This is a genomic window from Spirosoma jeollabukense, from assembly GCF_054777855.1.
On sequence record NZ_BAAHAD010000008.1, the window covers coordinates 25,045 to 51,120 of the forward strand.

The 26,076-nt window shown below is 49.5% G+C and carries 24 protein-coding genes; 13 read left to right on the plus strand and 11 right to left on the minus strand.

Annotation, left to right across the window (positions count from 1 at the left end):
* Positions 1-50: 50 nt before the first annotated feature.
* The 5 genes from ACYVEA_RS24280 to ACYVEA_RS24300 all read right to left on the minus strand — a co-directional run bounded on the left by ACYVEA_RS24280 (position 51) and on the right by ACYVEA_RS24300 (position 6,853).
* Positions 51-1,121 (minus strand): beta-alanine-activating enzyme beta-propeller domain-containing protein, encoded by a 1,071-nt coding sequence (locus ACYVEA_RS24280; RefSeq protein WP_461116019.1) that lies wholly within the window; start codon positions 1,119-1,121, stop codon positions 51-53.
* Between the two features lie 183 nt (positions 1,122-1,304).
* Complete coding sequence (locus ACYVEA_RS24285; protein ID WP_461116020.1) at positions 1,305-2,303, minus strand: cation diffusion facilitator family transporter; 999 nt, start codon at positions 2,301-2,303, stop codon at positions 1,305-1,307.
* 155 nt (positions 2,304-2,458) lie between these two features.
* Positions 2,459-4,279, minus strand: coding sequence for a M61 family metallopeptidase (locus tag ACYVEA_RS24290; protein ID WP_461116021.1), 1,821 nt, complete (start codon positions 4,277-4,279; stop codon positions 2,459-2,461).
* 21 nt (positions 4,280-4,300) lie between these two features.
* The gene (locus ACYVEA_RS24295) at positions 4,301-5,140 is read right to left on the minus strand and encodes an alpha/beta hydrolase (protein WP_461116022.1); all 840 of its coding nucleotides are present in this window, start codon (positions 5,138-5,140) and stop codon (positions 4,301-4,303) included.
* 153 nt (positions 5,141-5,293) lie between these two features.
* The gene (locus ACYVEA_RS24300; RefSeq protein ID WP_461116023.1) at positions 5,294-6,853 is read right to left on the minus strand and encodes a M28 family metallopeptidase; all 1,560 of its coding nucleotides are present in this window, start codon (positions 6,851-6,853) and stop codon (positions 5,294-5,296) included.
* A gap of 237 nt (positions 6,854-7,090) precedes the next feature.
* Here ACYVEA_RS24300 and ACYVEA_RS24305 point away from each other — a divergent pair, with 237 nt between their 5' ends.
* Together ACYVEA_RS24305 and ACYVEA_RS24310 are read left to right on the plus strand one after the other, a co-directional pair.
* Entirely contained in the window at positions 7,091-7,639 is a 549-nt protein-coding gene (locus ACYVEA_RS24305) for an NUDIX domain-containing protein (protein WP_461116024.1), read from the plus strand.
* 120 nt (positions 7,640-7,759) lie between these two features.
* Positions 7,760-8,398, plus strand: a complete 639-nt coding sequence (locus ACYVEA_RS24310; protein WP_461116025.1) for a LysE family translocator — start codon at positions 7,760-7,762, stop codon at positions 8,396-8,398.
* Between the two features lie 68 nt (positions 8,399-8,466).
* Here ACYVEA_RS24310 and ACYVEA_RS24315 read toward each other — a convergent pair whose 3' ends face one another.
* The 3 genes from ACYVEA_RS24315 to ACYVEA_RS24325 all read right to left on the minus strand — a co-directional run bounded on the left by ACYVEA_RS24315 (position 8,467) and on the right by ACYVEA_RS24325 (position 11,813).
* Positions 8,467-10,008, minus strand: a complete 1,542-nt coding sequence (locus ACYVEA_RS24315; RefSeq protein ID WP_461116026.1) for a GH3 family acyl-acid amido synthetase — start codon at positions 10,006-10,008, stop codon at positions 8,467-8,469.
* A 76-nt stretch (positions 10,009-10,084) separates the two neighbouring features.
* Positions 10,085-10,861 (minus strand): 5'/3'-nucleotidase SurE, encoded by a 777-nt coding sequence (gene surE, locus ACYVEA_RS24320; protein ID WP_461116027.1) that lies wholly within the window; start codon positions 10,859-10,861, stop codon positions 10,085-10,087.
* A gap of 106 nt (positions 10,862-10,967) precedes the next feature.
* The gene (locus ACYVEA_RS24325) at positions 10,968-11,813 is read right to left on the minus strand and encodes an AraC family transcriptional regulator (protein WP_461116028.1); all 846 of its coding nucleotides are present in this window, start codon (positions 11,811-11,813) and stop codon (positions 10,968-10,970) included.
* A 265-nt stretch (positions 11,814-12,078) separates the two neighbouring features.
* On the opposite strand from ACYVEA_RS24325, the gene ACYVEA_RS24330 reads away from it, so the two are divergent.
* The 3 genes from ACYVEA_RS24330 to ACYVEA_RS24340 all read left to right on the plus strand — a co-directional run bounded on the left by ACYVEA_RS24330 (position 12,079) and on the right by ACYVEA_RS24340 (position 15,359).
* The gene (locus tag ACYVEA_RS24330) at positions 12,079-13,065 is read left to right on the plus strand and encodes a phytanoyl-CoA dioxygenase family protein (protein ID WP_461116260.1); all 987 of its coding nucleotides are present in this window, start codon (positions 12,079-12,081) and stop codon (positions 13,063-13,065) included.
* Between the two features lie 124 nt (positions 13,066-13,189).
* On the plus strand, positions 13,190-14,095 hold the full coding sequence (locus ACYVEA_RS24335; protein ID WP_461116029.1) for a LysR substrate-binding domain-containing protein: 906 nt from the start codon (positions 13,190-13,192) through the stop codon (positions 14,093-14,095).
* A 64-nt stretch (positions 14,096-14,159) separates the two neighbouring features.
* A complete protein-coding gene (locus tag ACYVEA_RS24340; protein WP_461116030.1) occupies positions 14,160-15,359 on the plus strand; it encodes a threonine synthase in 1,200 nt (399 codons plus the stop codon).
* An 18-nt stretch (positions 15,360-15,377) separates the two neighbouring features.
* Here ACYVEA_RS24340 and trhO read toward each other — a convergent pair whose 3' ends face one another.
* Positions 15,378-16,358: an oxygen-dependent tRNA uridine(34) hydroxylase TrhO gene (gene trhO, locus ACYVEA_RS24345; RefSeq protein WP_461116031.1), complete on the minus strand. Its 981-nt coding sequence runs from the start codon at positions 16,356-16,358 to the stop codon at positions 15,378-15,380.
* Between the two features lie 129 nt (positions 16,359-16,487).
* Between trhO and ACYVEA_RS24350 the strand changes: the two genes are divergently transcribed.
* The 6 genes from ACYVEA_RS24350 to ACYVEA_RS24375 all read left to right on the plus strand — a co-directional run bounded on the left by ACYVEA_RS24350 (position 16,488) and on the right by ACYVEA_RS24375 (position 23,270).
* A complete protein-coding gene (locus ACYVEA_RS24350; protein ID WP_461116032.1) occupies positions 16,488-17,123 on the plus strand; it encodes a deoxynucleoside kinase in 636 nt (211 codons plus the stop codon).
* A 49-nt stretch (positions 17,124-17,172) separates the two neighbouring features.
* The gene (locus ACYVEA_RS24355; RefSeq protein WP_461116033.1) at positions 17,173-17,838 is read left to right on the plus strand and encodes an arginine-tRNA-protein transferase; all 666 of its coding nucleotides are present in this window, start codon (positions 17,173-17,175) and stop codon (positions 17,836-17,838) included.
* A gap of 156 nt (positions 17,839-17,994) precedes the next feature.
* Positions 17,995-19,959, plus strand: a complete 1,965-nt coding sequence (locus tag ACYVEA_RS24360; RefSeq protein WP_461116034.1) for a glycoside hydrolase family 127 protein — start codon at positions 17,995-17,997, stop codon at positions 19,957-19,959.
* Between the two features lie 74 nt (positions 19,960-20,033).
* On the plus strand, positions 20,034-22,034 hold the full coding sequence (locus ACYVEA_RS24365) for an alpha-L-arabinofuranosidase C-terminal domain-containing protein (RefSeq protein ID WP_461116035.1): 2,001 nt from the start codon (positions 20,034-20,036) through the stop codon (positions 22,032-22,034).
* Between the two features lie 780 nt (positions 22,035-22,814).
* Entirely contained in the window at positions 22,815-22,985 is a 171-nt protein-coding gene (locus ACYVEA_RS24370) for a hypothetical protein (protein ID WP_461116036.1), read from the plus strand.
* Positions 22,986-23,102: 117 nt separating this feature from the next.
* The gene (locus ACYVEA_RS24375) at positions 23,103-23,270 is read left to right on the plus strand and encodes a hypothetical protein (protein WP_461116037.1); all 168 of its coding nucleotides are present in this window, start codon (positions 23,103-23,105) and stop codon (positions 23,268-23,270) included.
* A gap of 62 nt (positions 23,271-23,332) precedes the next feature.
* Here the strand turns inward: ACYVEA_RS24375 and ACYVEA_RS24380 are convergent, their stop codons facing one another.
* Together ACYVEA_RS24380 and ACYVEA_RS24385 are read right to left on the minus strand one after the other, a co-directional pair.
* Positions 23,333-24,361, minus strand: a complete 1,029-nt coding sequence (locus tag ACYVEA_RS24380; protein WP_461116038.1) for a S66 peptidase family protein — start codon at positions 24,359-24,361, stop codon at positions 23,333-23,335.
* A gap of 97 nt (positions 24,362-24,458) precedes the next feature.
* Positions 24,459-24,695 carry a DUF3820 family protein gene (locus tag ACYVEA_RS24385; RefSeq protein WP_461116039.1) on the minus strand — a complete coding sequence of 79 codons (237 nt, stop codon included), beginning with the start codon at positions 24,693-24,695 and terminating at the stop codon, positions 24,459-24,461.
* A 38-nt stretch (positions 24,696-24,733) separates the two neighbouring features.
* On the opposite strand from ACYVEA_RS24385, the gene ACYVEA_RS24390 reads away from it, so the two are divergent.
* Both ACYVEA_RS24390 and ACYVEA_RS24395 read left to right on the plus strand, forming a co-directional pair.
* Complete coding sequence (locus ACYVEA_RS24390; RefSeq protein ID WP_461116040.1) at positions 24,734-25,378, plus strand: CatB-related O-acetyltransferase; 645 nt, start codon at positions 24,734-24,736, stop codon at positions 25,376-25,378.
* Between the two features lie 138 nt (positions 25,379-25,516).
* Positions 25,517-26,059, plus strand: a complete 543-nt coding sequence (locus ACYVEA_RS24395; protein WP_461116041.1) for a DinB family protein — start codon at positions 25,517-25,519, stop codon at positions 26,057-26,059.
* The last annotated feature ends 17 nt before the right edge of the window (positions 26,060-26,076 follow it).

Here is a 26,076-nt window from a genome sequence, read left to right on the forward strand (position 1 = left end):
ACTACTGGCAACAAGACTCTTCCAAGAACTTATTCGTTAACTCCCTGCGCTTACTTGCTCCCACCACTAATGGTGGGATAGGTCCCGGCTATCATACTCTTCTGAGCAGCTACTGGACTCGATACAATGACTCCACCAGTTTTGAAACTCCAGCGCTGGCGGCCCGTAGCGGCATCAACGGCATATAGATTGAAGTCATTGCTGCCTATATAGACGACGCCATTAGCTACGAGTGGCGTTGAGTAAATGTCGAAATTAGTACTGAAGGCCCAGCGTTGGCGACCCGTTGTGGCATCGACCGCATATAGGGAATGATCTCTACTACCAATGTATACGACTCCGTTGGCAACCACGGGGCTGGAATAAATCACTCCGCCTGTCTTAAAGGTCCACTTTACCTGACCCGATGTTCCGTCAACAGCATAGAGATTCATATCGGCGCTACCTACGTAGACCAGGCCGTTGGCAACTACCGGACTGGAGTCAACAAGGTCACCCGTCAGAAAGACCCACTTTTGGCGGCCTGTAGCTGCATCAATTGCATAAAGCTTATTGTTCTCACACCCTATATACACGACCCCGTTTACGACAATCGGGCTCGATAAAAAGTATGAATCTGCCGTAAATCGCCATCGTAGAAGGCCGTTACCTGCATCAATAGCGTAGAATAGATTGTCCTGTCCGCCAATGTAGACAATGCCATTGGCAACCGCCGGGCTAGAGTAAAGCCCAAACGTAGCGGTGTACACCCAAAGCAGGCTGCCAATCGTTGCATCAATGGCGTATAGTTTGCCATCCTGACAGCCCACGTAGACAATACCATTGACAATAACCGGGCTGGAATAAATGATCCCCCCCGTTCTGAATGACCAGCGTTTTTTGCCTGTGAGCGCATCAATAGCATATAGGTTATTGTCGTTACTGCCTACGTATACCATACCATACGCTACTGCCGGACTGGACTGAATCGATGTATCGGCCCGAAACGCCCAGCGTTGCGTACCCGTTGCCGTATCCAGTGCATACAGGTTATTGTCAAAACTGGCTACGTATATAAGGGGAGCCGAGACGGTTACAGATGGGGGCGTGGTGGCTGTCACGGAAGGCGGAGGGGGAGCCACCGGCGGTATGTTCAGGGTAGACGCTGGTTTGCAACCTGACAACTGTATTATCAGGATACTCGAAAAAAAAACCAACAGCCTTATTGGTTGGAAAAAGAAAAACGCACGAAAATAATTTTTCATGGAATATTTAGCACTCAATAATGCAAATATAGCCAATAAGATTAGTTTCGATTAGGGTGGCTATAGAGTCAACGGGACAAAATGCTTCTGATTGAGCGGCAGATTATCGGCGGTCCAGTCTACATCGTTGACGAACGCAAATGCCCGCACCGGACAATTGGCAACCTGGCAATAATGGCAACATTCTTTCTCGCAGGGATCGGTATGCACAAAAATTTCGACTTCTCCCTGGAAGCCAGCTTTGAGCGTATCCTCGAAATGATGCACTTCTTCGTGCACTTGGTTGAGTTTCCAGTAATAAGGCAGCGTTAAGTGGCAGTCGATATGCAGATCGGCCCCGTATTTCTGCACGCGCAGGTTGTGCACGTCGATCCAGTTACGGTCTTTGTGGACATTCAGGAGGGATACAACCCGATGGAGTGTAGGTACGTCGGCTTCGTCCATGAGCCGGGCAACCGACTGGCGGGTAATCTGAAATCCATTGTAAATTATGACCAGCGCCAGCACTACCGAGAGCGCGCTGTCAATCCAGTGTTTGCCGGTCCATAAAACCAGGGCCACCCCTATCATAACGACGATGCTACTGAATGTGTCGGTGAGCAGATGTTTGCCATCGGCCGTCAGGGCTGCCGAATCCGTTTGATCCCCCGACCGAATGAGCATCCAGCCCACAAAGGCGTTGGCTACGGCTGTCAGGCCTACGAGCGCAAACCCCCAGTCGAGGTTACTAAGCACTTTGGGCTCGAAAAAGCTGTTTATGGCCTGCCAGATAATCACCAGTCCGGCCGAGAGAATCATGGCACCCTCAAATCCAGACGATAGAAATTCGATCTTTCCGTGTCCGTAAGGGTGGTTCTGGTCGCGGGGCTGCCCCGCTAAGTAAATGCTGTAAAACGCAAAACCACTGGCTATTACGTTGACAATTGACTCAACCGCATCACTCAGAATAGCCGTCGACGAAGTCAGAAAGTAAGCCGTGAATTTGAGAATCAGCAGGACAATACTTAGGCCCAGCGAGATGCCCATCCAGCGGTATTTCGTTTGTTGACTGACACTCATGCGGGCCTGTGGAATAGCGTTTAGTGCCGTAAAGGTAACGATTCGTGAGGGGAATGTTGACCTGAAATCAGCCTGGGAATGAGTTTGTCTTCTGTTTAACCACCGGATTCGGCGTAGTCGGAGACTACGCCAAACGTAACATCTGTCCTCCTGTCTTACTTAACTGCCTTCGGCGCCAGCCAGCTATCCCGGAATTTCTGCATGTCTGGCGTAAGGGCAACCCCCGTTTTTTCGTACAACTGAACGGAGGTCGCCGGGTTTTCAGCCAGCGTGATCGACGCCGTTTTGGGGTCGCCCCGGTGTGTATAGGCCACCTGAATCACATCACCGGGTTTGTGCTGGGCCAGCGCCGTCTGGAGAGCTTCCGTCCTGGTGACGGCTTGTCCATCTACCGCCGTAATCACGTCATCAATGTCCAGACCCGCTTTATAAATGGGCGTTTCCCGAACCGTATTAGCCCCTATAGCCAACCCTTTGTCGGTTTCATTGTAGCGAACGTTGCCGAGCCAGGCCTTGCCTTCCTGCACCTTTTTGAGCGCCAGTCCAGCTTTCGCCAGTAACGTAGCATAGTCGATGGCTTCGTGACCGTAGATGTATTTACTGAAAAATGACCGGGCAAAATCGGGTGTCGTTACGCTACCGAGTACCGCCTGTAAGCCGTCAACGGTATAGGGCTGTTCGGTTTTGCCAAATTTCTGCCAGACGGCCTGCATATACGTATCGAGCGACTGATTGCGCTGGCGTAATTCCAGATCAAGGGCCAGGGCAACGGCTGCCCCGTAGGTATAGTAGGACGTGAACATGTTCACGTAATTGTTTTTGTCGATAGACACGCCCGCATCGACAAAAACGGCGTGGCTGCTGGCATCAATCGGCGAATAGTGCGTTGCGCCGGGCGTTTGCTGTTTGGTATAGATAATACCTGACAACGTATTGGTATAGTCCTCAATGGGTGTGAAACCCGCTCGAACCAGTAGTAATTCGCCGTAATATTGCGTAAAACCTTCGGCAAACCAGAGTTCATAACTCATGTTGCTTTTCTCGAAGTTGAACGGCTCCAGCGTTTTCGGACGAATGCGTTCAACATTCCAGCAGTGGAAAAATTCGTGCGCAAACACGCCCAGCACCCGCTCGGGCCCGGTGAAGGCAATGGGCACGGCAATCATGGTCGAGTTGCGGTGTTCCATACCATCGCCCTGAACGTAGGGATTCAGGCTGGCCAGGAACGTGTAGTTGCCGTAATCGTAGGTGGGAAATTCACCGTAAACGGCTTTCGCCTGATCGACAATGCGGGCTATTTTCTTCGCGAATCCATCGGTCGTTGAGTCGGGCACGGCGGCTTCCAGCGCAACCCGGAAGGTGATGGGCTTGCCATCCGTATTGGTACGTTGCCACTCCTTAACGGCTAGTTTTCCGATTTTCGTAGGCGAGTCCATGAAGTACTGAAAGTTAGGGGCTGTAAACGTAAAACGGTCAGCGGTAGGCACTAACTGCGTGGCAACAACACCCATATTTTCACTCGGTACGGTAAATTTCACCTCAATCGGCCGCTGGTCGAACCCCTTGATCCACAGGAACGTAGCAGGCATATTCAGGTGAATACTCTGCGGGTCAATTCCCAGGTACGTGCCGTCGGGGTGGTTGCCAAACAGCGTGTAGCTGATCTTGATCGTACCGTTGTGGCCAGGCACCGTATAGACGTCGCCTTCGGTGCGAATCACTGTCAGTGGCTTATTCTGCTCATCCACTGCCCGAACGTTATAGACATTCTTCCCAAACTCGTGGGTAGCATACCGCCCCGGCGATGAACGACTCATGCGGAACGTAGCGGTCTGTTTCGGTAGTTGCGAAACCGTCAGACTAATCTGGGCTTCGTGGTGAATGGCGTTCGGAAAGGAAACGTCGTACCGGATCGTCTGGGCATTTCCGATGTGAATACCTAAAAAAGAAAGAAGGAGCAGTGACGTGGTTTTCATGTTGACGAAGTTACAGGGGCTTTATTTTTTGAGCTTCTCAAAGGCTTTATATACGGCCAGGTGGAAAATGGTCGCGTGGTTTTCATCCGCAAAGTAGTGGAAATCGGTTTTTATCAGTTTACCAGCGTCCTTTTTTACTAAGTCCACCAATCGGTTGGCATCGGCCTCCATAATCTTTCCTTCTTTCCCTACGGCCACAAAAACGGTTGTGTTCTGTTGAAAATCAGGTTTTGAAAACGCAGGGGTGACAGTTAGTAAAGATTCGTTATCCCACCATAAACTTGGGCTGACAACAACGTAGTGATTGAACAAGGTAGGCTTTTTAAACAGAATTTCGGCGGCCAGAAGCCCACCCAGCGACTGCCCGATAATTGTTCTGGAGGGATTTGTGCTATAGGTTTTCTGGATGTAGGGTTGCAGTTCTTTCTCGATAAAAGCGATAAACTTCTGCGATCGGCCCGTTGTCGGAAAGTCCTTTTTGTCTTTCTCGATGGTGGTTGGATACGTGAAATCCCGCCGTCTATCAACATTGGCAATGCCGACAACAATCGACTTCGGCAACAGCTTAACCCAGGGAAAATTAGCGAATTGCACCAGACCGGCAATGTGAATAAAGTCTTCATCCGACGAACCATCCAGCAGATAAATAACCGGATACGTAGCGATGGAGTCTTTCGAGTAACCTTCCGGCAGGTAAATATTTAATGTCCTGGTTTCGCCTAACTCTTTCGATTGAATGGCATCAATTAGCCCAAGAACGAATGGTTTTGTAGGAGACGTATTTTGCCCAAACGTATTGGTTGTCAGGGTTGTTAAAAGGCTTAAACCAATGAAAAAAGTGAAGTATACGATTTTGCTCATGTAATGGGATAGCCTACGCTTACTACGTTGTAATTAAAGTTTTGTCCTTTCGACGGCAGGAGGAATCTAAACGTTGCGTATTAGTCAAGTCTAAGACTCCTCCTGCCGTCGAAAGGACAAAAACTGGCCAACTGGAAAGCCTGTCAGAAAACCTTACCGGGCTGTATTGGCGGCTGGGGCTTTGCGCGGAATTTTCTGGTCCCGCATGGCCGCGTTGTAAACAAAAGCGGCAACAACCGTAGCCGCCTGTTTCAGGTCATCCGGAATTAAGTGGTCGTACGTATCCATGTTGGTATGGTGCGTGCGGGTGCTGTATTCAATCGGGTCCTGAATAAACTGGAAACCCGGCAGGCCAACGCGGTCAAAGAAAAGGTGATCGGTTCCACCCGTATTTTTGGGCGTCACCGTTGTGGCGCCCAGGTCAGCGAACGGTTTCAGCCATTGCGAAAAAATGGGACCGGCTGCCAGATTTTCCTGCAAATAAATACCCCGAATTTTACCGGTTCCGTTATCGACGTTGAAATAGGCCGCTACGTTTTCTCCCTCTTTGTTTAGCTTATTCGTAGCCGGATCAACAAAATGCTTAGTGACGTAATTTTTTGATCCATGCAGCCCCTGTTCTTCGCCACTCCAGAGCGCAATGCGAATGGTCCGTCGGGGTTTGGCGCCAATGGTATTCAGAATACGAACGGCTTCCATCATGACGGAGCTGCCCGCGGCATTGTCGGTCGCGCCCGTGGCGGCATGCCAGGAATCCAGGTGAGCGCCCAGCATCACCACTTCATCTTTCAGTTTGGGGTCGGTGCCCGGAATTTCGGCCAGTACGTTATAGCCCTTAATATCGTCTTTGTAAAACGTTGTTTTCACATCGATCTCCAGCTTAACGGGAATGCCCGCTTTCATCAGTCGGCAAAGCGTCAAATAATCTTCGACCGCTATCGAAAGGTCGGCCAGATCATCCGGCGTGGCACCCAGCGCGGCATTGGCGTAGTCGCCACTGACAAACAACGTACCATCTACGCTGTTCTGCGTCGTATTGAGCATACCAAGGGCGCCTTCCTGCTTCGCCAGTTTGCGCATTTTCTGGTTAAATGCATTCTGCGTACGCATGGCCAGCATCCGGCTGCGCATCGACGTGTCTGGACCAGACGCTGGCGTAACCGTTTCATTGGCCAGCTTCTGGAGCTGTTCGTCGTTATACCGATTGGCATCGGACCTGAATGTGGGGGTAATCTTATACGATTGATCCAGCAGAATAACCTTGTTTTTTAATTTGCTACGGTAGCTTTCCAGCGCCGTCGTATCCGTTGCACTGATGTACAGAATATCGGCCGCCTGCAACTTGCTTGTGCTACCGCTCCAGGCTCTGGGTACGGCAATAATCGTTTTGTAGTAAGGGGCCGTCATGGCCAGATAGCTATGTTCCACCGCCCAGCCCTGGCCCCAGTCTCCCCAGGATTCCAGGCGGGCGTTTTGCAATCCCCAGCCTGCCAGTTTGCCTTTGGCCCAGTTAGCGGCTTTAATAAAACCGGGCCCCTGCAATCGCGGACCATTAACATCGGTCAGGTAGAAGGCCGTTTCCATGACCTGTGAGTGCTGTAGGCCCTCTTCGCGAATTTTCTGGATCGTCGTCATGTCCAGCTTGTCATCCTGCCCATAGCTTAGTAACGTAGTGCCAATAAGTAGACCGGTTACGAGTAGTTTGTTATGCATGCGTGTTGATTGATTGGGTAGTAGCCCGAAGATACTAGATGATTCGATGGCTTCTATTGGTTCTCTGAATTCTGTTGTTACTACGTTGCTGTCTGATAAAGAATCCACTGAATCGACAGAACTCAATAAGGGGTAAGTGCGAAAGCCATTAACTTCGTGGCCGAAAGGATAGGCTGCTGCCGTCAACGCCTGGTGTGCTGCCCTGTTCGTTAGAGTTTGCAACGTTTTTTTGCTCGCATGAATACAACTGAAAATCCCTGGCAGACGCTCAATTCGTCGGTCAAATATGAAAATCCCTGGCTTTCTATTCGTCATGAGGACGTATTGACGCCCGCTGGTACACCGGGAATCTATGGTGTCGTTAGCTTCAAAAACAAAGCGGTGGGCGTTATCCCGATTGATGCCGACGGTAATACGTACCTCGTTGGGCAGTATCGCTACCCGCTCAATGAGTATTCGTGGGAAATTCCGGAAGGAGGTTCTCCCCTCGGCACCGATCCACTGGATTCAGCTAAGCGCGAGTTGAAAGAAGAAACGGGGCTGGAAGCGCAGAAATGGACCAAAATTGCACGAATCCATACCTCAAACTCGGCCACCGACGAAGAAGGGTTTCTGTACATCGCCGAAGATCTGGTGCAGGGCGAGCATGCCCCCGAAGAAACCGAAAAGTTGCATGTCTGGAAATTGCCGCTCACCGAAGCCGTCGAGATGGCAATGACCAGTCGAATTACGGATTCCCTCAGTGTAAGCGGCTTGCTGATTGTCGCGCGGCTACGGGGAATCTAAAACACAGTTTACGGTATTCGGTTTATGGTCTATTGCAGGACGACGTGTTAAATATGTGCGACAGTCTACTGTAATGGTAAATCAAATACCGTAAGCCCTAAAATTTAAACTTTATTACTTGTGTTCTTACCCATTCTTTTTGGTTTTTTGCTAGGTGTAGGCCTTTGCCTGACGTTCGGAACGGTGTTTTTTGCCCTGATTCAGAACAGTGTCGACAATGGGTTTCGCTCTGGATTTAAAATGGTTCTGGGCGTCATTGCAGGGGATATTATCTTTGTGATTGCTGCCTTGATCGGTACGTCTTTCATTCCCAAAGTACAGGGTTTTGAGAACATCATGGCCGCCGTGGGGGTGCTCTTTCTCGTCATTCTCGGCATCATGAACATTGTGAAAGGAACGCCCCGGCTGGCTTACCCAAAAACGCGGCTGGGTAATTTTGTGTATTACTTCACGACTGGTTTTTTTCTGAATGCCCTGAATCCCGTCAACTTTGTGGCCTGGGTGGCTATTGTGGCCTACATCCGCTCACACCTCCATTATTCGGATGCTCAGCAATATGGATTTATGATTGCGGCTTTGGTTGGAATTTTCACCACCGAGAATGCGCTGGCCTACTACGCCAACCGCCTGAAGCGACTTTTTACCCCTCGGGTTGTCGTCATTTTCAACCGGGTAACGGGCGTTGTTTTCCTGATTGGAGCCGCGAATATTGCCTACAACCGCCTGTTAGAACCCCTGCAGAAAGCGCTGAACTGGTGAGATTTCAATGATAAATTATGAATGATAAATGATGATAGGCCTTAACATCATTTATCATTCATAATTCATCATTTCTCTAAAAATGACTCCCATTCTTTAATCAAACCTTTTTTCAGAACGCGGGGAAATTTATTCTGTCCGCCCATCTTGCCCCTTGATTCCATCCAGTCGTAAAACGTTTTGGTGGGGAGAACGGTAACGGAAATGTCTTTCAACGCATGTTTCCGTTCAACGGCGTAGTCGTCGTTGAGTTCCTTAAGTTTAGCGTCAAGACGGTCGCGGAGTTCGTTCGCGTCCACCTGGTCGTTCGTACCGATGTACCAATGGTGGGCAAACAACGTATCGTGAGCTACGCCAGCCACCGTAAATTCACGAATTGAGATGCCTAATTCGTCGGACACCATCTCGATGGCTTTGTTCATGTTGTCGACGGAAAGGTGTTCGCCACACAGGCTCAAAAAATGCTTGGTACGGCCCGTAATGACGATTTCAGCGCGTTTTTTATCGACGAACCGAATGGTGTCGCCAATCAGATAGCGCCAGGCACCAGAGCAGGTTGAAAGCAGAAGCGCGTATTCTTTTCCTTCCTCCACCTCATCAATCATCAGCGTTTGCGGCTTCTCAATCAAATCGCCGTCGGATGAGAAATTCTGTTCATTGAACGGGATAAATTCAAAAAATAGCCCATTGTTCAGCACCAGTTGCATGCCCTCCGCGTCGGGATGAGTCTGATACGCAATGAAGCCTTCGGAAGCCAGGTAGGTTTCGATGTATGTGATCGGGTGGGCGAGGAGCTTCTCGAACCCCTGCCGATACGGCTCGAATGATACCCCACCATGACAGAAAACCATGAGATTCGGCCAGATGTCGTGGATGGTTTTGACGTTATAGCGGGCAATGATTTTCTCCATCAGCAACTGAATCCAGGCAGGCACACCCACTACGTAGCCGATGTCCCAACTGGCCGCCTGTTCCGTGATTTCATCTAGCTTATGGGCCCAGTCGCGCTCCTGCGCAATGTCGCGGCCGGGTTTGTAAAATCGCTCGAACCAAAGCGGGAGTTTACTGGCGGTGATGCCGCTCAAATCGCCTTCAAAATGACCTTCCCGGGCATTCAGATCGGTGCTTCCGCCGAGCATCAGGCACCCTTTTTCGTAGAGCGTCGAGGGGAGATTCTGGTATTTTCCGAGCGTCAGAATCTGGCGAATGCTGGTACGCTGAATGGCTTTCGACATGGCCTTCGTTACCGGAATATATTTCGTAGCGGCTTCTGACGTACCCGAACTAAGAGCAAAATACTTTACTTTACCCGGCCAGGCCACGTTTTTTTCGCCCGCCAGCGTTTGCTTCCACCAGCCATCGAACATCTTGTTGTAGTCGTGGATAGGCACGTATTCCTTGTATTTCGTATAAAACTCCTTGTCAGTGCCAAACTCGGCCGAGCGGAGCAAATCATCGAAATGGTACGTTGCCCCGAACTTCGTAAACTGAGCCTTGCGGATGAGTTTACGGAATACTTTACGCTGTTGCCGAAGGGCATTGAACTTCCGCAGTCGCACGACATTCGATAGCCGAATCCCGTTTTTGAGCAAGTTTCCTAGTAGAGCCATAAACTGATGTATGATATGGGATGTATGATATATGATACGTGTAGACAATACATCCTATATCATACATCACACATCCCTAAAGTTTCCAATTCGTCAATTCGTCCATCATGGCGTAGGCCGTAAGGTCGTATTGGCAGGGAACAATAGATGTATAATTTTGCGATAGGGCATACTCGTCGGTGTCTTCGGCGTGGGTGTCGAAATTGACGAAATCGCCCGCCAGCCAGAAATACCGGCGCCCGTTTGGATCACGTCGTTCGTCGAACACCTCCTGCCATTTGGCGTTGGCCTGCCGACAGATACGGATGCCTTGCAAAGGCTCCGCCGTGCGAGCCGGAAAGTTGACGTTCAGGGCAGTTCCACGTTTCAGACCTCGTTCCAGCACGTTACGAGCAATGGACAGAATGTGATCGTGTGTATGTGAAAAGTCGGGTTGTCGGGTGAAGTCGCCGAGCGAGAAACCAATGGCCGGAATGCCCTCAATAGCCGCTTCAATGGCTGCCGACATCGTTCCCGAATAAAGAATACTGATGGACGAATTACTGCCGTGATTGATGCCGCTAACGACCAGATCGGGAGCGCGATCTTTTAATACGTGGTGTTTGGCCAGTTTCACACAATCGGCCGGCGTTCCCGAACATTCATAGGCCGGCACATCGCCATACATATCGGACGGGTAGAGACGTATCGGATTGGAAATCGTAATGGCGTGACCCATACCCGATTGTGGACTGTTGGGTGCTACGACAACAACGGTACCCAGTTGCTTCATTAATTCAACGAGCGTTCGAATGCCGTGGGCAGTGATACCATCGTCGTTCGTCACTAAAATAAGGGGCTTTTGCTCAGCCATGAATTGTGGAGTATTGACTATTAATAACGCTAAACTACGCAAATACGGGCAAGGTGTAGATGAAATTTGTGTGTTTAACCCCACCACGGGATTCGCTGCGCTATGTTCAGGCTTGATGCCGTTTCTTAAATTGAAGTGGGTTTTCGCCCGTTACGCGCCGGAACATCTTGTTGAAATAGGAGAGACTTTCGAAACCGCTGGCGAAACAGGCTTCTGTAACGTTGCTGTCGCGAATGAGCAGTTTCTGCGCCTGACTGATGCGGTATTGATTCAGAAACTGCGTGAACGTCAGGTGAGTCATGCGTTTGAAATACCGGCAGAAAGCAGCGATTGTCAGGTTCGCCAGGGCGGCCACTTCGGCGATGTCGAGCTTGCGCTGGTAGTTGTCCTCAATGAACTGATAGGTTCGTTTCAATCGCTGTTGCTCGTTCAGGTTATAAGCGTTCGTGACGGGTTTTCCAGGTAGAAACGTTACGTCAGTACTGGTCGCTAATCGCTGAAAAATAGTCAGTAGCGCCATAATTCGCTCAAACGGTGGAAGGGTTGCCAGTGTTTCGAGCCGTTCGCCAACGATGCGCCTGGTTTCGCCGTGAAACGAAATGCCGGTTCGGGCCATCGCGAACAACCGGGCAATGGCCGAAAACTCCGGCGCCTGCCAGAATTGATCACCCAGAAACGATTCCTTTAACTGAACGACCACTTTTCGATGGTCGGTTTTGACGCCGTAATCAAAATTCAGGTGCGGGATATTGGGTCCGATGAATACCAGATCACTCCCTTCATAGCGCGAAATATGATCGCCTACGTGCCGGGTTCCGCTGGCTCCGGTTATGTAAACGATTTCGTATTCGGGATGATAATGCCAGAGGAAAACGTCGCTCAGGCGCGGTGTCAACAGAATATGAAAGGAGCTGTCTGTATCGGGGTGAATTTGCTCTAGCGCCAGTTTCATAAGGAACGATTTTTAAGGCAGAGATAAGGAGAATACGGAGTTCCATTTAGGTGTTGTATGCCAATCTCTGTGAAACCCCGTACTCCTCGGTTATCTCTGTGTTATCTTGTGTTTTTGCTCATAATTCATTCCGTATAAGCGTATCGGTTATATAAAGAGCAATATAGTGCAAAAAACGGCCCGTATTGTTGTGGAAACGTAGCTGCTTTCCCAACTACCTTTGATCCAACAAAAACACCTTAACATCCTAACGAGAATGGAAACGATGCAACCCACAAGGACTCCAGCAGGATCGCCTGCCGTACTGATTCCAGACAATGCCCACAAAGATATTCCGGGAAACCCATCCACCGCCACCAGCAGCAAAATCAAGCTAAACGACCGCTCAAACCAGAAACCGCTGCGTGTGCTATCGGAGGAAGACTGGGATTTCTGGAAGCACAATGGATACATAGTTATCAAACAGGCCGTTCCCAAAAAACAGGCCGACCGACTCGCTAATTTCCTGTGGGAATTTGAGGAGAAAGACCCGAACGACCCAACGACCTGGTATGCGCCACCCCGCGCCGAAATGAAAATGAAAGAGCTAACCAACAGCGGTATGGTTGAACTCTATAATCATCAATATGAATGGGATAACCGGCAGTATCCCCGCGTCTATGATGCATTTGTGGACATCTGGGGAACCGAGAAATTGTGGGTCACCATCGACCGTGCCAACCTAAACTTGCCCGTTCGGCCGGGTTATGAATTCAAAGGATTTATTCACTGGGATTACGATCCCGAAACCCGTCCACAGAATGTACAGGGCGTACTGGCACTGGCCGATCAGACGGATGAGAACATGGGTGGTTTTCAGTGCCTGCCCGAACTCTACCGAACCTACGACACCTGGAAATTAACCCAACCCGCTGACCGGGATCGATTCAAGCCTGATACGACTGGTTTTACCTTCGTGAAGGTGAAAATGGAAGCGGGCGACCTGCTGATTTTCAACAGCACCCAGCCCCACGGCATTCGCCCGAACCGCTCGACCGACAAAGTCAGAATGGCGCAGTATATTTCGATGATGCCCGCCGAAGAAGATAACGAAGCCCTGCGGCAGTGGCGCATTACGTCCTGGCGTGATCGGCAGGCGCCCGAAGGCTATGCGTTCCCTGGCGACCCGCGCAACTGGGAAAAAGAGCGTTACCAAACCGCCGAACTCTCTCCACTGGGCCGGAAGTTGCTGGGACTGAATTGCTGGGAATAATCGCATCAGGCTGACATAGTCGTGCCACAGTTCCAAACCGTGGCACGACTATGTCAGCCTGATGCGATTATGGTATATTGAGTTGCGTTATCTTTGAGGCCGTTCCTCAGCGAAAAACGCCATTATGCTCTCGTCCCGCCACCTGATTTTTATGGAAGTGGCCCGTTTGTTAAGCTTTACCAAAGCTAGCCAGACCTTATTTCTCAGCCAGTCGGCGATTAGTAAGCAGATCAAATCACTGGAATATTTTTATAAAACAGGCCTGTTTGAGCGGCATGGCAACAGCATAAGCCTGACAAAAACCGGGCAGACACTGTATGTTAAGCTGCTGGAAGCCAATCAGCTACAGGAAGACCTACACCAGGAGCTACAGCAGATCAACGACGCTTTTTCGCCACCTACCAAACTGGCCATTGGGGCGAGTACAACCATTAGTTTGTACGTATTGCCGCCGGTGCTCTCGGCTTATCTGAACCGATATCCCAACATTCAGATCAATGTGCTGAATCGGAATTCAACCAATATCCAGAATGCCCTGCTGGCTCACGATATTGACATTGGGATTGTTGAGGGACTAACCCGAATCAACACACTCGTTTACACCCCGTTTATGACCGACGATGTGCTGGCCGTCTGCTCAGCCCGGAGTCCACTACGTGGCCGAACGCTTACCGTAGACGACCTGCCTGCCATTCCACTGGCGGTACGGGAGAACGGATCAGGTACCCTGGCTATTGTCGAAGATGTGTTGAGTAAACGGGGAATCAATATGTCATCGCTGCGCATTCTGATTCGATTGGGTGGGACGGAAGCCTTAAAGAACTTTGTGCTGGCCGACACGTGTCTTGCCTTTTTACCCAAGCGGGCTATTCTGAAGGAACTGCTGGCTGGCGAACTGGTGGAAGTGCCTATTCAGGATTTGCCCATTCAACGTACGTTCTATTTCATCCAGCGGAAAGGGACGGAAAATAGCCGACTTGTCAGCGCTTTTATTCAATTTACGCAACGCCACTATTCCGTTAAGGAATAACTCATACCAAAACGATATTTGCTTCATGCGTTGTTAACCGGGATTTTTCGGGAAAAATACAACCATGAGCCTTGTCATAACTTCATCGCTTTTAAGCGATTTGCATTGTTCACAATGCGGGTCGGCCCACGACGCACTCATCCGTCAAACGCTCTCCAGCTGTTGCCAGGCCCCACTTTTGTGTACCTATTCGCTGGACCGAAGCGTCCTCCAGAAAGCAGATTTAATGACACGTAGCAAATCGCTCTGGCGTTACGAAGAACTGTTGCCCGTTATTCAACCCGAAAATCAGGTGAGCCTGGGAGAAGGGTTTACACCCCTCTTGACCCTCAACCGATTGGCCGGTAATCACGGATTTAAACGCCTTACGTTGAAAGATGAGGGACTCAATCCAACCGGCTCGTTCAAGGCCAGAGGGCTATGCATGGCGATCTCGAAAGCCAAAGAAAACGGCGAAGTTGCCTGCATTATTCCAACGGCGGGCAATGCGGGGGTTGCTATGGCAGCTTATTGCGCTCGGGCGGGTTTAGACGCCCTCGTCGTGATGCCGACCCATACCCCCGATGCGTTTAAGGAAGAGTGTATTGGCTATGGCGCTCAGCTTATTCTGGTCAATGGTCTTATTAACGATTGCGCCGGTAAAGTGCAGGAATTAATGCAGCAAGAGAGCTATTTTGACGTATCGACGCTGAAAGAACCGTATCGGCTGGAAGGTAAAAAAACGATGGGCTACGAGATTGCCGAACAACTGGACTGGCAATTGCCCGATGTAATCATGTACCCAACCGGTGGCGGAACAGGACTGATCGGCATCTGGAAAGCCTTCCACGAAATGAAAGCATTAGGCTGGCTGTCGCAAGAACAAAAGCTTCCGCGTATGGTGGCCGTGCAGGCCGAAAATTGTGCCCCCGTCGTTGATACGTATCTGGGAAAACAGGCCAACAGTAAGCAATACATTGGCAAACCAACACTCGCCAACGGTCTGGCCGTACCACGCCCTATCGGTGAACCTCTGATGTTGAACGTATTGGGTGAGTCGGGAGGAACGGCCCTTGCCGTATCGGAAGACGACATGCTGGCAGGTGTCAGTGAGCTGGCTCGTCACGAGGGCATTTTTGCCGCTCCCGAAGGCGGAGCGATCTGGGCTGCCACAAAGAAGTTATTGCACAACGGCTGGCTCCAGCCCGATGAGCATGTATTGCTATTGAATACCGGATCGGGGCAGAAATACCTGGATAATATCAAAGGAAAATGGTATCGGTAACGGGTTGGTAGCACCTGGTTATTCACTACCAAGTGCTACTTCTACCCGTTGCCCCTGCCGACTCTTGTAACCCTGGATGGGGGAGTAGCTTTGGGTTTGCTTGCCGTAATAACCTGTCCCGTCGTAAGCACGCAGATTTGGATCCTGTTTACAATCGTCGGTGCAGGTGCCGCCATGCTCGTGTCCGCAGGCTTCGCACAACGTAATGTGGTTGTTGCAGAGCGGACTGGCGCAGTTGATCATCCGGCTGGTGGGAGTGCCGCACCGATAGCAGGTCGACACAATGGCCGGATTTATGTGGTTGACCGGCACCGTTACGCGGTTATCGAATACGTAGCATTCGCCGTCAAAATCTTCGCCCCCCGCTTCCATGCCGTATTTGATAATACCGCCGTGGAGCTGGTAGACATTCTCAAAGCCCTGAGCGAGCAGATAAGCGGAGGCTTTTTCGCACTTGATGCCGCCCGTGCAGTAGGTAACGATTTTTTTGCCAGAGTTTTTCAGGTGCTCGATTTCGGCCACGTGCTCGGGTAGTTCGCGCAGGTTTTCCATGTCGAACGTAATGGCGCCTTTAAATTTGCCAACCTCGTGTTCGTAGTTCGACCGCATATCGACCAGCACCACGTCGGGATCATTTTTGAGTTTACGAAATTCGTCCGGTTCGAGGTGGATGCCGGTTTGGCGAAGCGGATCAACGCCTAATTCGGAGTGAACGATTTCAGCTTTCACCCGGACATGCAATTTCTGGAACGTGTGTCCATCGGCTTCGTCCACCTTAAATTCAATCCCGGCAAACCGCGGATCGGCATGTAGCGCGGCCATATATGCGTCACAGTCAGCGGTCAGGCCTGATACAGTTCCGTTCAACCCTTCGGGGGCCACAATGATACGTCCCAGCAGATTCAGTTGGAGACATAGCAGGTGATGCTCCTCACGGTACTGTTCGGGGTTTTCGATGGGTGAATAGATATAATACAGAAGGACGCGGTACGGTTTCATACTACAAAATTAAACCAAAACAGTGATTAGTCGTAAGGCGTTAGTCAATAGTGAGTCGTAAATTGTACGGTAGAAGGTATAATTTGCGCAGCACTTACGGGGTATTGCCTGACGATTTACGACTAAACCATGCACATTGCTATTACGGGAAATATTGGGGCTGGAAAAACAACGCTGGCTCAGCAATTGGCCACTCACTATGGCTGGGACGTACTGTACGAAGCCGTTGAAGGAAATCCGTACCTGGCTGATTTTTATGCCGATATGCCGCGCTGGTCGTTCAACCTGCAAATCTATTTCCTGAACAGCCGCTTTGCTCAGGTTAAAAAAATCATGGATATCCAGCAGGCGAATCGGGGCGCATCGCATCCGAAGACAGTCGTGCAGGATCGAACGATTTATGAAGATGCGGCCATTTTTGCCCGCAATCTTTATCAGAACGAAAGCATGTCCGAGCGCGATTATGATACGTATCAGCGCTTGTTTGCCAACATGATGAGCCTCGTTCGTCCCCCCGACCTGATGATTTATTTACGAGCCAGCCTGCCCAAACTCCGCGAGCAGATCCAGAAGCGCGGCCGGTCGTATGAGCAACGTATCAGCGACGAGTATTTGACTAGCCTGACCCGACTCTACGAAGAATTTGTGGCCTCGTATGAATTCGGACCTGTGCTGGTTCTGGACGTAAATGCGCTCGATTATGCCAACAACCCAACTGATTTTAGGTACGTAGTGGATCAGATTGACGCCCAATTGAAGATTTGACTTTAACTTGCTGCTAATTGATAACCGTAGAAGAAAGGCGTGCTAAGTAATGAAAGGAAGCAAGTTAGATTTATGCCTAAGCCGGGGTTATTTTCGGATGCATCAGGAGATTTTTACCTGCAATGCCGTCCTTTTCGACTACCGCGTATGCTCCGTACATTGGTTGCGTCTTGTCTTGTCGAACGTCAATTACGGCACCAAACAGCTCAGGCTACTGCGAAGTAACGAAAAATTCTCGGTGGCTGTCAAACCACTAGCGCTTTCGGAAGAACTGGAAACGCTCTATGCCATTTATAAAGAAGCCATAAATTTTGATGCGCCCAGTTCGGTTGAAGCCTGCCTGTTTGACGGAGCCACCTACAATGTGTTTGATACGTATGTGATTGAAGTGCGGGATGGAAGTCGACTGATTGCCGCCGGGGTTTTCGACAATGGTGCGTTGAGCATTGCTGGCATTATGAATTTTTACCACCCCGACTACCGCAAGTATAGCCTGGGTAAATACCTGATGCTGCTGAAAATCAACCACGCCCGACTTCAGCAAAAAACGTATTACTACCCCGGCTACATGGCCAACAATTTTCCCAAATTTGATTACAAGTTGTTTCCCTGCGAAGCCGCTACCGAAGTGTTCGATAGCTTCCGTGGCTTATGGCTCCCTTTTTCGTGGGAAACTGTAACGGCCCTTTCTGCCGATATTATGGGGGAGGGATAAGCTGGTTTAGTCCTATTTAATCTTGTAGAGTAAAAGTTTATCTGTCATTGATGTTATAGAACTATTTGGAGAATTGATTTTACTTTTTTATAATTGTGTCAGTATTACACTTTTGCGTTTTGGTCCCGTATTACGTCAAAGTTTAATCAACCTACCATGAAAAAAGTCGTTATCAGCCTTTTGCTGGCTTTAAGTGCGTATCAAGGCCGGGGGCAAGTGTCACTAAAGGGGTATCCGATTGCCGCCGTGCCCATCAACCACGTCGAGCTGACGGACAATTTCTGGTTGCCTAAAATTAAAACAGTCCAGAAAACAACCATTCCGTTTGGATTCGATAAGTCGTACAAAGAAGGACGGATGGACAATTTCCTGATTGCGGGTGGCAAAATGAAAGGCAAAACGCGGGGTGCCATGCCCTTCGACGATACGGATGTCTATAAACTCATTGAGGGGGCTTCCAATTCACTCATCAGTTCACCCGATAAAAAGCTGGAAGCGTATGTAGACTCGATTATCGCCATCATCAAAGTTGGACAGGAACCTGATGGCTACCTCACAACCTGGCACACCATCGACCCTAATAATCCGCCCGCCAAATGGGTGAAACCAGGGCCGCGCTGGGAAAGTGAAAGCATGAGCCACGAGCTTTATAATGCCGGGCATTTGTACGAAGCCGCTGCCACGCACTACGTAGCGACCAGCAAGCGGAATTTTCTGGACATCGCTCTAAAAAATGCGGACTTGCTGGTTAAAACCTTCGGACCCGAACCGGGCAAACGGAAGGCTCCACCGGGTCACCAGATCGTCGAAACAGGCCTTATTAAACTCTATAACATTACTCAAAAGGAAGACTACCTGAAGCTGGCCAAATTCTTTCTGGACGTGCGGGGCGACTCAACAACGCACAAACTGTACGGTCCCTACAGCCAGGATCATAAGCCTGTCACTCAACAGAATGAGGCAGTTGGCCATGCCGTACGGGGCGTCTACATGTACGCAGGTATGACCGACGTAGCGGCTTTGTACAACGATAAAACCTACCTGAATGCCATTAAAGCGCTCTGGGAAAATACAGTAAATAAGAAGATGTACATCACGGGCGGTATCGGCTCGCGGCATGAGGGCGAATCCTTCGGTGACAATTATGAACTTCCCAACCAAACGGCCTATAACGAAACCTGCGCGTCTATCGGTGATGTGTACTGGAACCAGCGGCTGTTTATGCTTACCGGCGAGTCCAAATATTACGATGTCATCGAGCGCACGCTCTACAATGGCCTGATTTCGGGCATTTCGCTGAGTGGCGATCAGTTTTTCTACCCAAATCCACTGGAGTCGGATGGCGAATATAAATTTAATTTTGGCGCCAGTACCCGGCAACCCTGGTTCGACTGCTCGTGTTGCCCAACCAACCTGGTACGTTTCGTGCCATCGGTCCCGAACCTGATTTACGCTACACAGGACGACCAGTTGTTCATCAATCTGTTTGCATCCAACAAAGCGCAGGTAATGCTGAATAAACTGGCTGTAAACATCGAACAGCAGACTGAATATCCCTGGAATGGGGCAATCAAAATTGGGGTGAACCCGGCGAAGCAGGCCAGCTTTACCGTAAACGTTCGTATTCCCGGCTGGACGCAAAACGAGGTGTTACCGGGTAATTTATACAGTTTTACGAATCGCACAACAACACCCATAACGCTGGCAGTCAATGGTAAAGCCGTACAACCTACCATCACCAACGGGTATGCGAATATTACGCGTCAATGGAAAAAAGGCGATGTAATTGAACTCATGTTGCCCATGAGCATTCGGCGGGTCGTCGCTAATGAAGCCGTGAAAGACGATAAAGGGTTGGTTTCGCTAGAATATGGCCCGGTCGTTTATTGCGTAGAAGGTATTGATAATCAGGATAAAGTGGCCGATATCACACTGCCCGATACCGCCCGACTACGTATCGAAAAGAAAGACAACCTGCTGGGGGGCGTCAATGTCATCATGGGAACTGTGCCCTTGAAGAACCAAGCTGGAAATACGCTTACTCTGGTAGCGATTCCTTACTACACCTGGTCGAACCGGGGCGTCGATCCAATGAAAGTATGGTTACCCCGTAGTGAATAAGTGATTCATGTTGGGCGTAGTCCATGTTGAGCGTAGTCTCCAGACTACGCCGAACGCTAATTCAATAACTCAGTATGTCCCAAATAAAAAGTTGTTTCCTTGCCGCCAGCTTGCTCCTTACCGGCAGCTCATTTTTTGCGCAAGCCCAGCCCGCGCCCGTTGTGCGGGTGAACGTAGCACAGCCCATTGCCGACATTCAGCCGACGATGTGGGGCGTGTTTTTTGAAGATATCAATTTTGGCGCCGATGGCGGTATCTATGCCGAGATGGTCAAAAATCGCTCGTTTGAGTTTTTTAAACCACTCATGGGCTGGAAAATCGATGGAAAGAAACGTACTGAAGGCGACGTTCTGGTGCAGAACCGGCAGGAGAAAAGCTCCAGCAATCCGCGCTACGTTCGGATAACGGCCAACAGCGCCAGCCAGGGCGATTTGAGTCTGACCAACGAAGGCTTCCGGGGAATGGGGATAAAGTCGGGGCTGCGCTACGATTTTTCGGTGCTCTACCGCGTGCAGTCAGGGAAGGCCAACCTTCACGTTGACCTGCTCAATGCCAAAGACGAAGTAATTGGCTCGGGTGTCCTGACGCCCGAACAGGCAGACAAAGGCTGGCACAAGCAGCAGGTCAGTTTTAAATCGACCGCGGGTGAACAAAAAGGCAAATTACGCGTATGGTTCGAGGGAACGGGCGTAGTGGATATGGATATGATTTCACTCTTTCCCGAAGATACCTGGAAAGGCCGTCCCGGTGGCATGCGGGCGGATATGATTCAGATGCTGGCCGACATGAAACCGGGCTTTGTGCGGTTTCCGGGTGGCTGTATTGTCGAAGGATACGATCTTGACCAACGGTATCAGTGGAAAAAAACGCTCGGCCCAATCGAAGATCGGCAGCTGATCATCAACCGCTGGAACTTCGAATTTGGGCATCGTCCGACGCCCGATTATTTCCAGACGTTTGGTTTAGGGTTTCTGGAGTATTTTCAACTCTGCGAAGACATCGGAGCTGAGCCACTACCGATTCTGAACTGCGGTATGGCCTGCCAGTTCAACACGGCCGAGCTGGTACCGATGGACCAACTCGACCCGTACGTGCAGGATGCCGTAGACCTGATCGAGTTTGCCAATAGCGACGTATCAACGAAATGGGGAAAAGTGCGGGCAGACCTGGGCCATCCCAAACCCTTCAATCTGAAGTTTCTAGGCGTTGGTAACGAAAACTGGGGGCCTCAGTACATCGAACGACTGGCGGTTTTCCAGAAGGCAATCAAAGAAAAATACCCGGCTATGCGGCTGGTTTGCAGCTCGGGCACCGATCCCAACGGCGAACGGTTCGACTTTCTGAACGGCAAGCTTCGCGACATGAAAGCCGACCTGATCGATGAGCATTACTACCGTCGGCCGGAATGGTTTTTACAGAACGCAAGCCGGTACGACAGCTACCCACGGAACGGGTCGAAGGTGTTTGCGGGGGAGTGGGCCGCCCAGAGTGATAAAACGGTCAGCGTAGATAATAAGAACAACTGGCAGTGTGCCCTGTCCGAAGCCGCTTTTATGACGGGCCTGGAACGTAACGCGGCCGTCGTGAACATGGCGTCTTACGCGCCCCTGTTTGCTCATGCAGACGGTTGGCAGTGGACGCCCGATCTCATATGGGTTGACAACCTGCGCGTGTATGGCACACCCAACTACTACGTCCAGAAACTGTATTCACTTAACAAGGGAACGAATGTATTGAGCCTGACACAGGCTGACAAACCCCTGGCCGGGCAGGATAGTTTGTATGCATCGGCCGCCTGGGATAAAGCCACCAATGAAGTTATTCTAAAAATTGCCAACGTATCGGATAAAGCGCAGGTGCGTACTATTCAACTCGATGGCGTTAAAAAACTGGCGGCAAACGGGAAATTAACGTTGTTGAAAAATAACGTACTCGATGCGGTTAACTCGTTCGAAAATGCGACCAATGTAAGTCCGGTAGAGCAGCCAATTCCGGTCGATGTGAAGAAAAAAGCCCTCTCACTGACGTTGGCACCCCGGTCGTTTTCGGTCGTTCGGGTTAACGTATTGCCTTAATGAGTTGCTGCTTCACTGGCGAACAGCCTGTCGCCGGGGTCAATCATAACCAAATTTTTAGACGTTAAGTAAAGAGGCCAGAAAGGGTGAGATACTGTCTTACCTACTTTCTTCATGTTCTGGCTTGTGCGAGAGCTTCTTTAAGGGATGCCGCAAGTTGATTGTTGGGACGATTTAACAGGCTATTACAAGTCGCGTACCTGAAATGGAAAACTCAATTTCTATACATATAACTACTGCTCGCAAAATTATGGAGTCTTTATGTGTTACTTTAGATTTCTATAAATAATATTAATAACTAAAAAGATGTAATATTTGCTAGAATTAGTAACTTCCATTACTTTAATAAGTTAACTATTGCAGATATTTAGTTTTACTATTGTTTTTTAATTAGCTATAATAGAGCATACTATAGGGCAGAGATAGCTATTAATATATGTAGAAGCGTTCTCTTACTTGAAATCGAGATAATAATCAATTAATAATAAAATTTATTATATGAATAATCAAAAAATAGAAATATTTGTTTAATACATTGCGACTAGATAGGCATAAAGGTTAAACAAGACAGTTATGGCACGCAAATCATCTCGAATTACGTCAGACTCAGTGGGCACATTAACGTATAAGACAAATTTATCAGACTGGATCGAAGCAATTGCTACTTTCCAGACCTGCTATACCCATTTATCTTCTTATTCTACCAAGTGCCTTCGGGTTGGGAGTCAAGGCGCAAGTGGCCAATGTCCAATGGACCAACTCAAGGCTCTATTGTGTACCATGGAAACAGAGTTGGCAAATCTGATGCAGGATCTAAGTCAGCTTGATTCGTGCAAACAGGCATATACCCGAAATGATTTTAAGAAGCTGGCCATTCATACCCAGATCCTAAATCAGTTAAATGAACGGGCACAGGCCATGATGGCACTTACTACGTTTACTCCATCGTAAGGAAGCCCTACGCTAAGATGATTAATAGAAGTTTAATTGGTAGCTTGTATCTCACTAAAAAATAAATATGTTACTTTCGTTGGCCTGAGCGCTTTGTGCGTGATAACGATCGAATTGATGCCTACCGATGTACAATTTATTTCCTTACTGGAGCAGTATGTATTTTGCGTAGCCACCCAATTTATAGTTGTGGCCACCAAAGAAGAGCAGACAAGCCTGATCAACTTGTTCAACACGATAGATAAACCTGCTGTGTCAGGCAACCGCCCGGATCAAGTGCCCTGAAACGTCTTGGTAAACAGGTGGGATAGGACGGATACGTTCACCCGTGAAATCAATTTGAATAGTCAGCTAACCGCCGATTCCAGTAAGCGGATTGTGCCCGCAGTCGCGTCAATTTCGGTATCGATACCCAGTGGAACCGTGAATTTGTTGCTGATATGCCCAATCATGGCGCCCGAATAGGCAGGCTTGTCCAGAGGAATAATATATTCGGTCAGTACGTCGTCCAGGGTGAGTGAACCGTAACTACCGTTGCCCGGCCCGCAGTCGGTGCATCTGCCGAATATAAAACCCGCAATCTGATTCAAGATGCCCGCCAGTTTCAGTTGGGTAAACATCCGATCCATGCGGTAAATATCCTCGTGTGTGTCTTCAAGAAACAGAATGGTGTTCTTCCAGTCGGGCAGATACGGCGATCCAATCAGATGACTCAGTACGGTGAGGTTGCCGCCAACCAGTCGTCCACGCGCCAGGCCTGGACGGATGGTGGTGATCCGATCCTGCGTTTGCGTGAGGTTATCACCCTTGTCGGTTGGGTTGCGCATGGTCACGGTTTCGCCTTCCATAAGTACGCGCTTAAGCCAATCAACCGTATATGTATTGAACGTCGCAGACCCAACAGGACCGTGAATAGTCACCAGGCCGGTTTTGGCGTAGATAGCCAGTAATAAAGCCGTAATGTCGCTGTAGCCGATCAGAACTTTCGGGTTGCGTTGAATCAGGTCGTAATCCAGCAGCGGCAAAAGACGGGCGCAGCCCCAGCCGCCGTGGATAGCCATGACGGCCTTGACACTCTGGTCGGTAAAGAAGGCGTGCAGATCAGAGACGCGGTCGGCATCTCGCCCAGCCAGATAGCCATATCGGTCGTAAATATGGGGACCGAGTTTCGTCTGAAACCCCAGGGCCTGGAGTGATTCCTGCGTGATCTTTACCGTTTCCTGGCTGTAGGCCGGGGCTGCCGGGCAAAACAACCCGATGGTATCACCAGGGCGCAGTTTGGCAGGCTTTATGAGCGTAGGGGCTGGCTGATTGGTTGCCAGTCCAAGCAACGGAGCCAGACTAGTGGTGCGAAGGAACGTACGACGGGAAGGCATTTAAGATGGACAGTGTCATGTGTACAGAAATATAACCGAAAACAGCGTGGTTGTCAAGTAACGTAGTGAAGCCCAACCGCAAATACGATCTTACTCTTTATCGCTTGTTTTTCAGACCATGAAGTAAATGCTCCAATCCATTCAACCGGATTTCGTACATAGTTTGCAGCAGCATGCCCAATTTCCCTGGGGGAAATCCTTTCTGAGCAAACCACTCCAGATACGAAACCGGTAATTCCTTGATCAGGCGATCTTTGTATTTTCCGAAGGGCATCTTATAGATCAGCAGCTCTCTTAATACGTCAGGGTTGCCTTGTGGCAGTTCTTCGGCCATATGTTTTTTTGAAATACAAAACGGGTTCAATACTACGTATGAATATACCAAATCCATCTACTGTTTTTCCGTTAGCGGGTTATGAGCGCCTGTGCTTTTTGAATAATGTGGTTGACCACCCGCAAATTACGATTGGTGATTATACGTACTACGATGACTTTGAGTCGGTTGGTAATTTTCAGCGCAATGTTCGCTATTTATTCGATTTTACCGGCGACCGCCTGATTATTGGCAAATTCTGCATGATTGCATCCGGCGTTGAGTTTATCATGAATGGGGCTAACCACCTGGTCGATTCTGTCAGCTCCTATCCGTTTGCGATGTTTGGTGGCGATTGGGCCAGTGCTATGGACGGGAAATCCTATCCAATTAAAGGAGATACGGTAGTCGGAAATGACGTTTGGCTTGGTTATCGGGCCACTATTTTGCCGGGTATTACGATTGGTGATGGGGCCGTAATTGGTGCTTATTCAGTCGTCACCCGTGATGTACCACCTTATGCTATCATGGGTGGTAATCCGGCGAAATTGATTCGCAAACGGTTTGACGATGCCGACATCGCTCGACTTCTGGAACTACGCTGGTGGGATTGGCCCATCGAGAAAATTACGAAATACACTCCTTTTCTTACGGGCAATGTCGCTAATTTTCTGATGGCTATACAAAGTGAAAATGGATTATAGACTTATTAAACTTTTATTTCGGTGACAAAAAAATGTCTTCATGTCACCGTAAAATAAACGACAGCGGTAATTTTCTGACGGGTTATGCTTATTGAAACGAGTAACATAACTCAGGTTCAAACCAACATTCCTATGATTATGAAATCACCATTACGTTTTGCATTGACCCTGATGGCCTGGCTATGGGCATTTTCGGCCGTTCAGGCCGCCAGACCTATGATGACCGTTTCACAACTGACGGCTGAGTGGCAACGCGCCAAAGAATACACTAAAGAATATCTGGATGCTATGCCCGAAGATGGCATAGGCTTCAAACCGACGCCTGAAATTCGCAGTTTTGCCGAGCAAATGCTTCATCTGGCGAATGCCAACTATAATTTCGGAGCAGTCGCCAGCGGGAAAACGAATCCAATGCAGGGTAAAAAAATGGAGGAAATGGCTGAATTCAAAACAAAAGCTGCGTTGACCAAAGCTGTTTTGGATAGCTATGATTTCATGATCGATGCGGTCAAAGGAATAACAGACGCGCAACTGGGCGACATGGTGAAAATGGGTCCCCGCGAGATGAGCCGCGAAGTTGTGCTGGCGAAAGCCTTCGAACACCAAACCCACCACCGCGGACAATGCACCATTTACATTCGCATGAAGGGTGTTAAACCACCGAACGAAAAGTTGTTTTGATACGTAGCAGGGCCCGC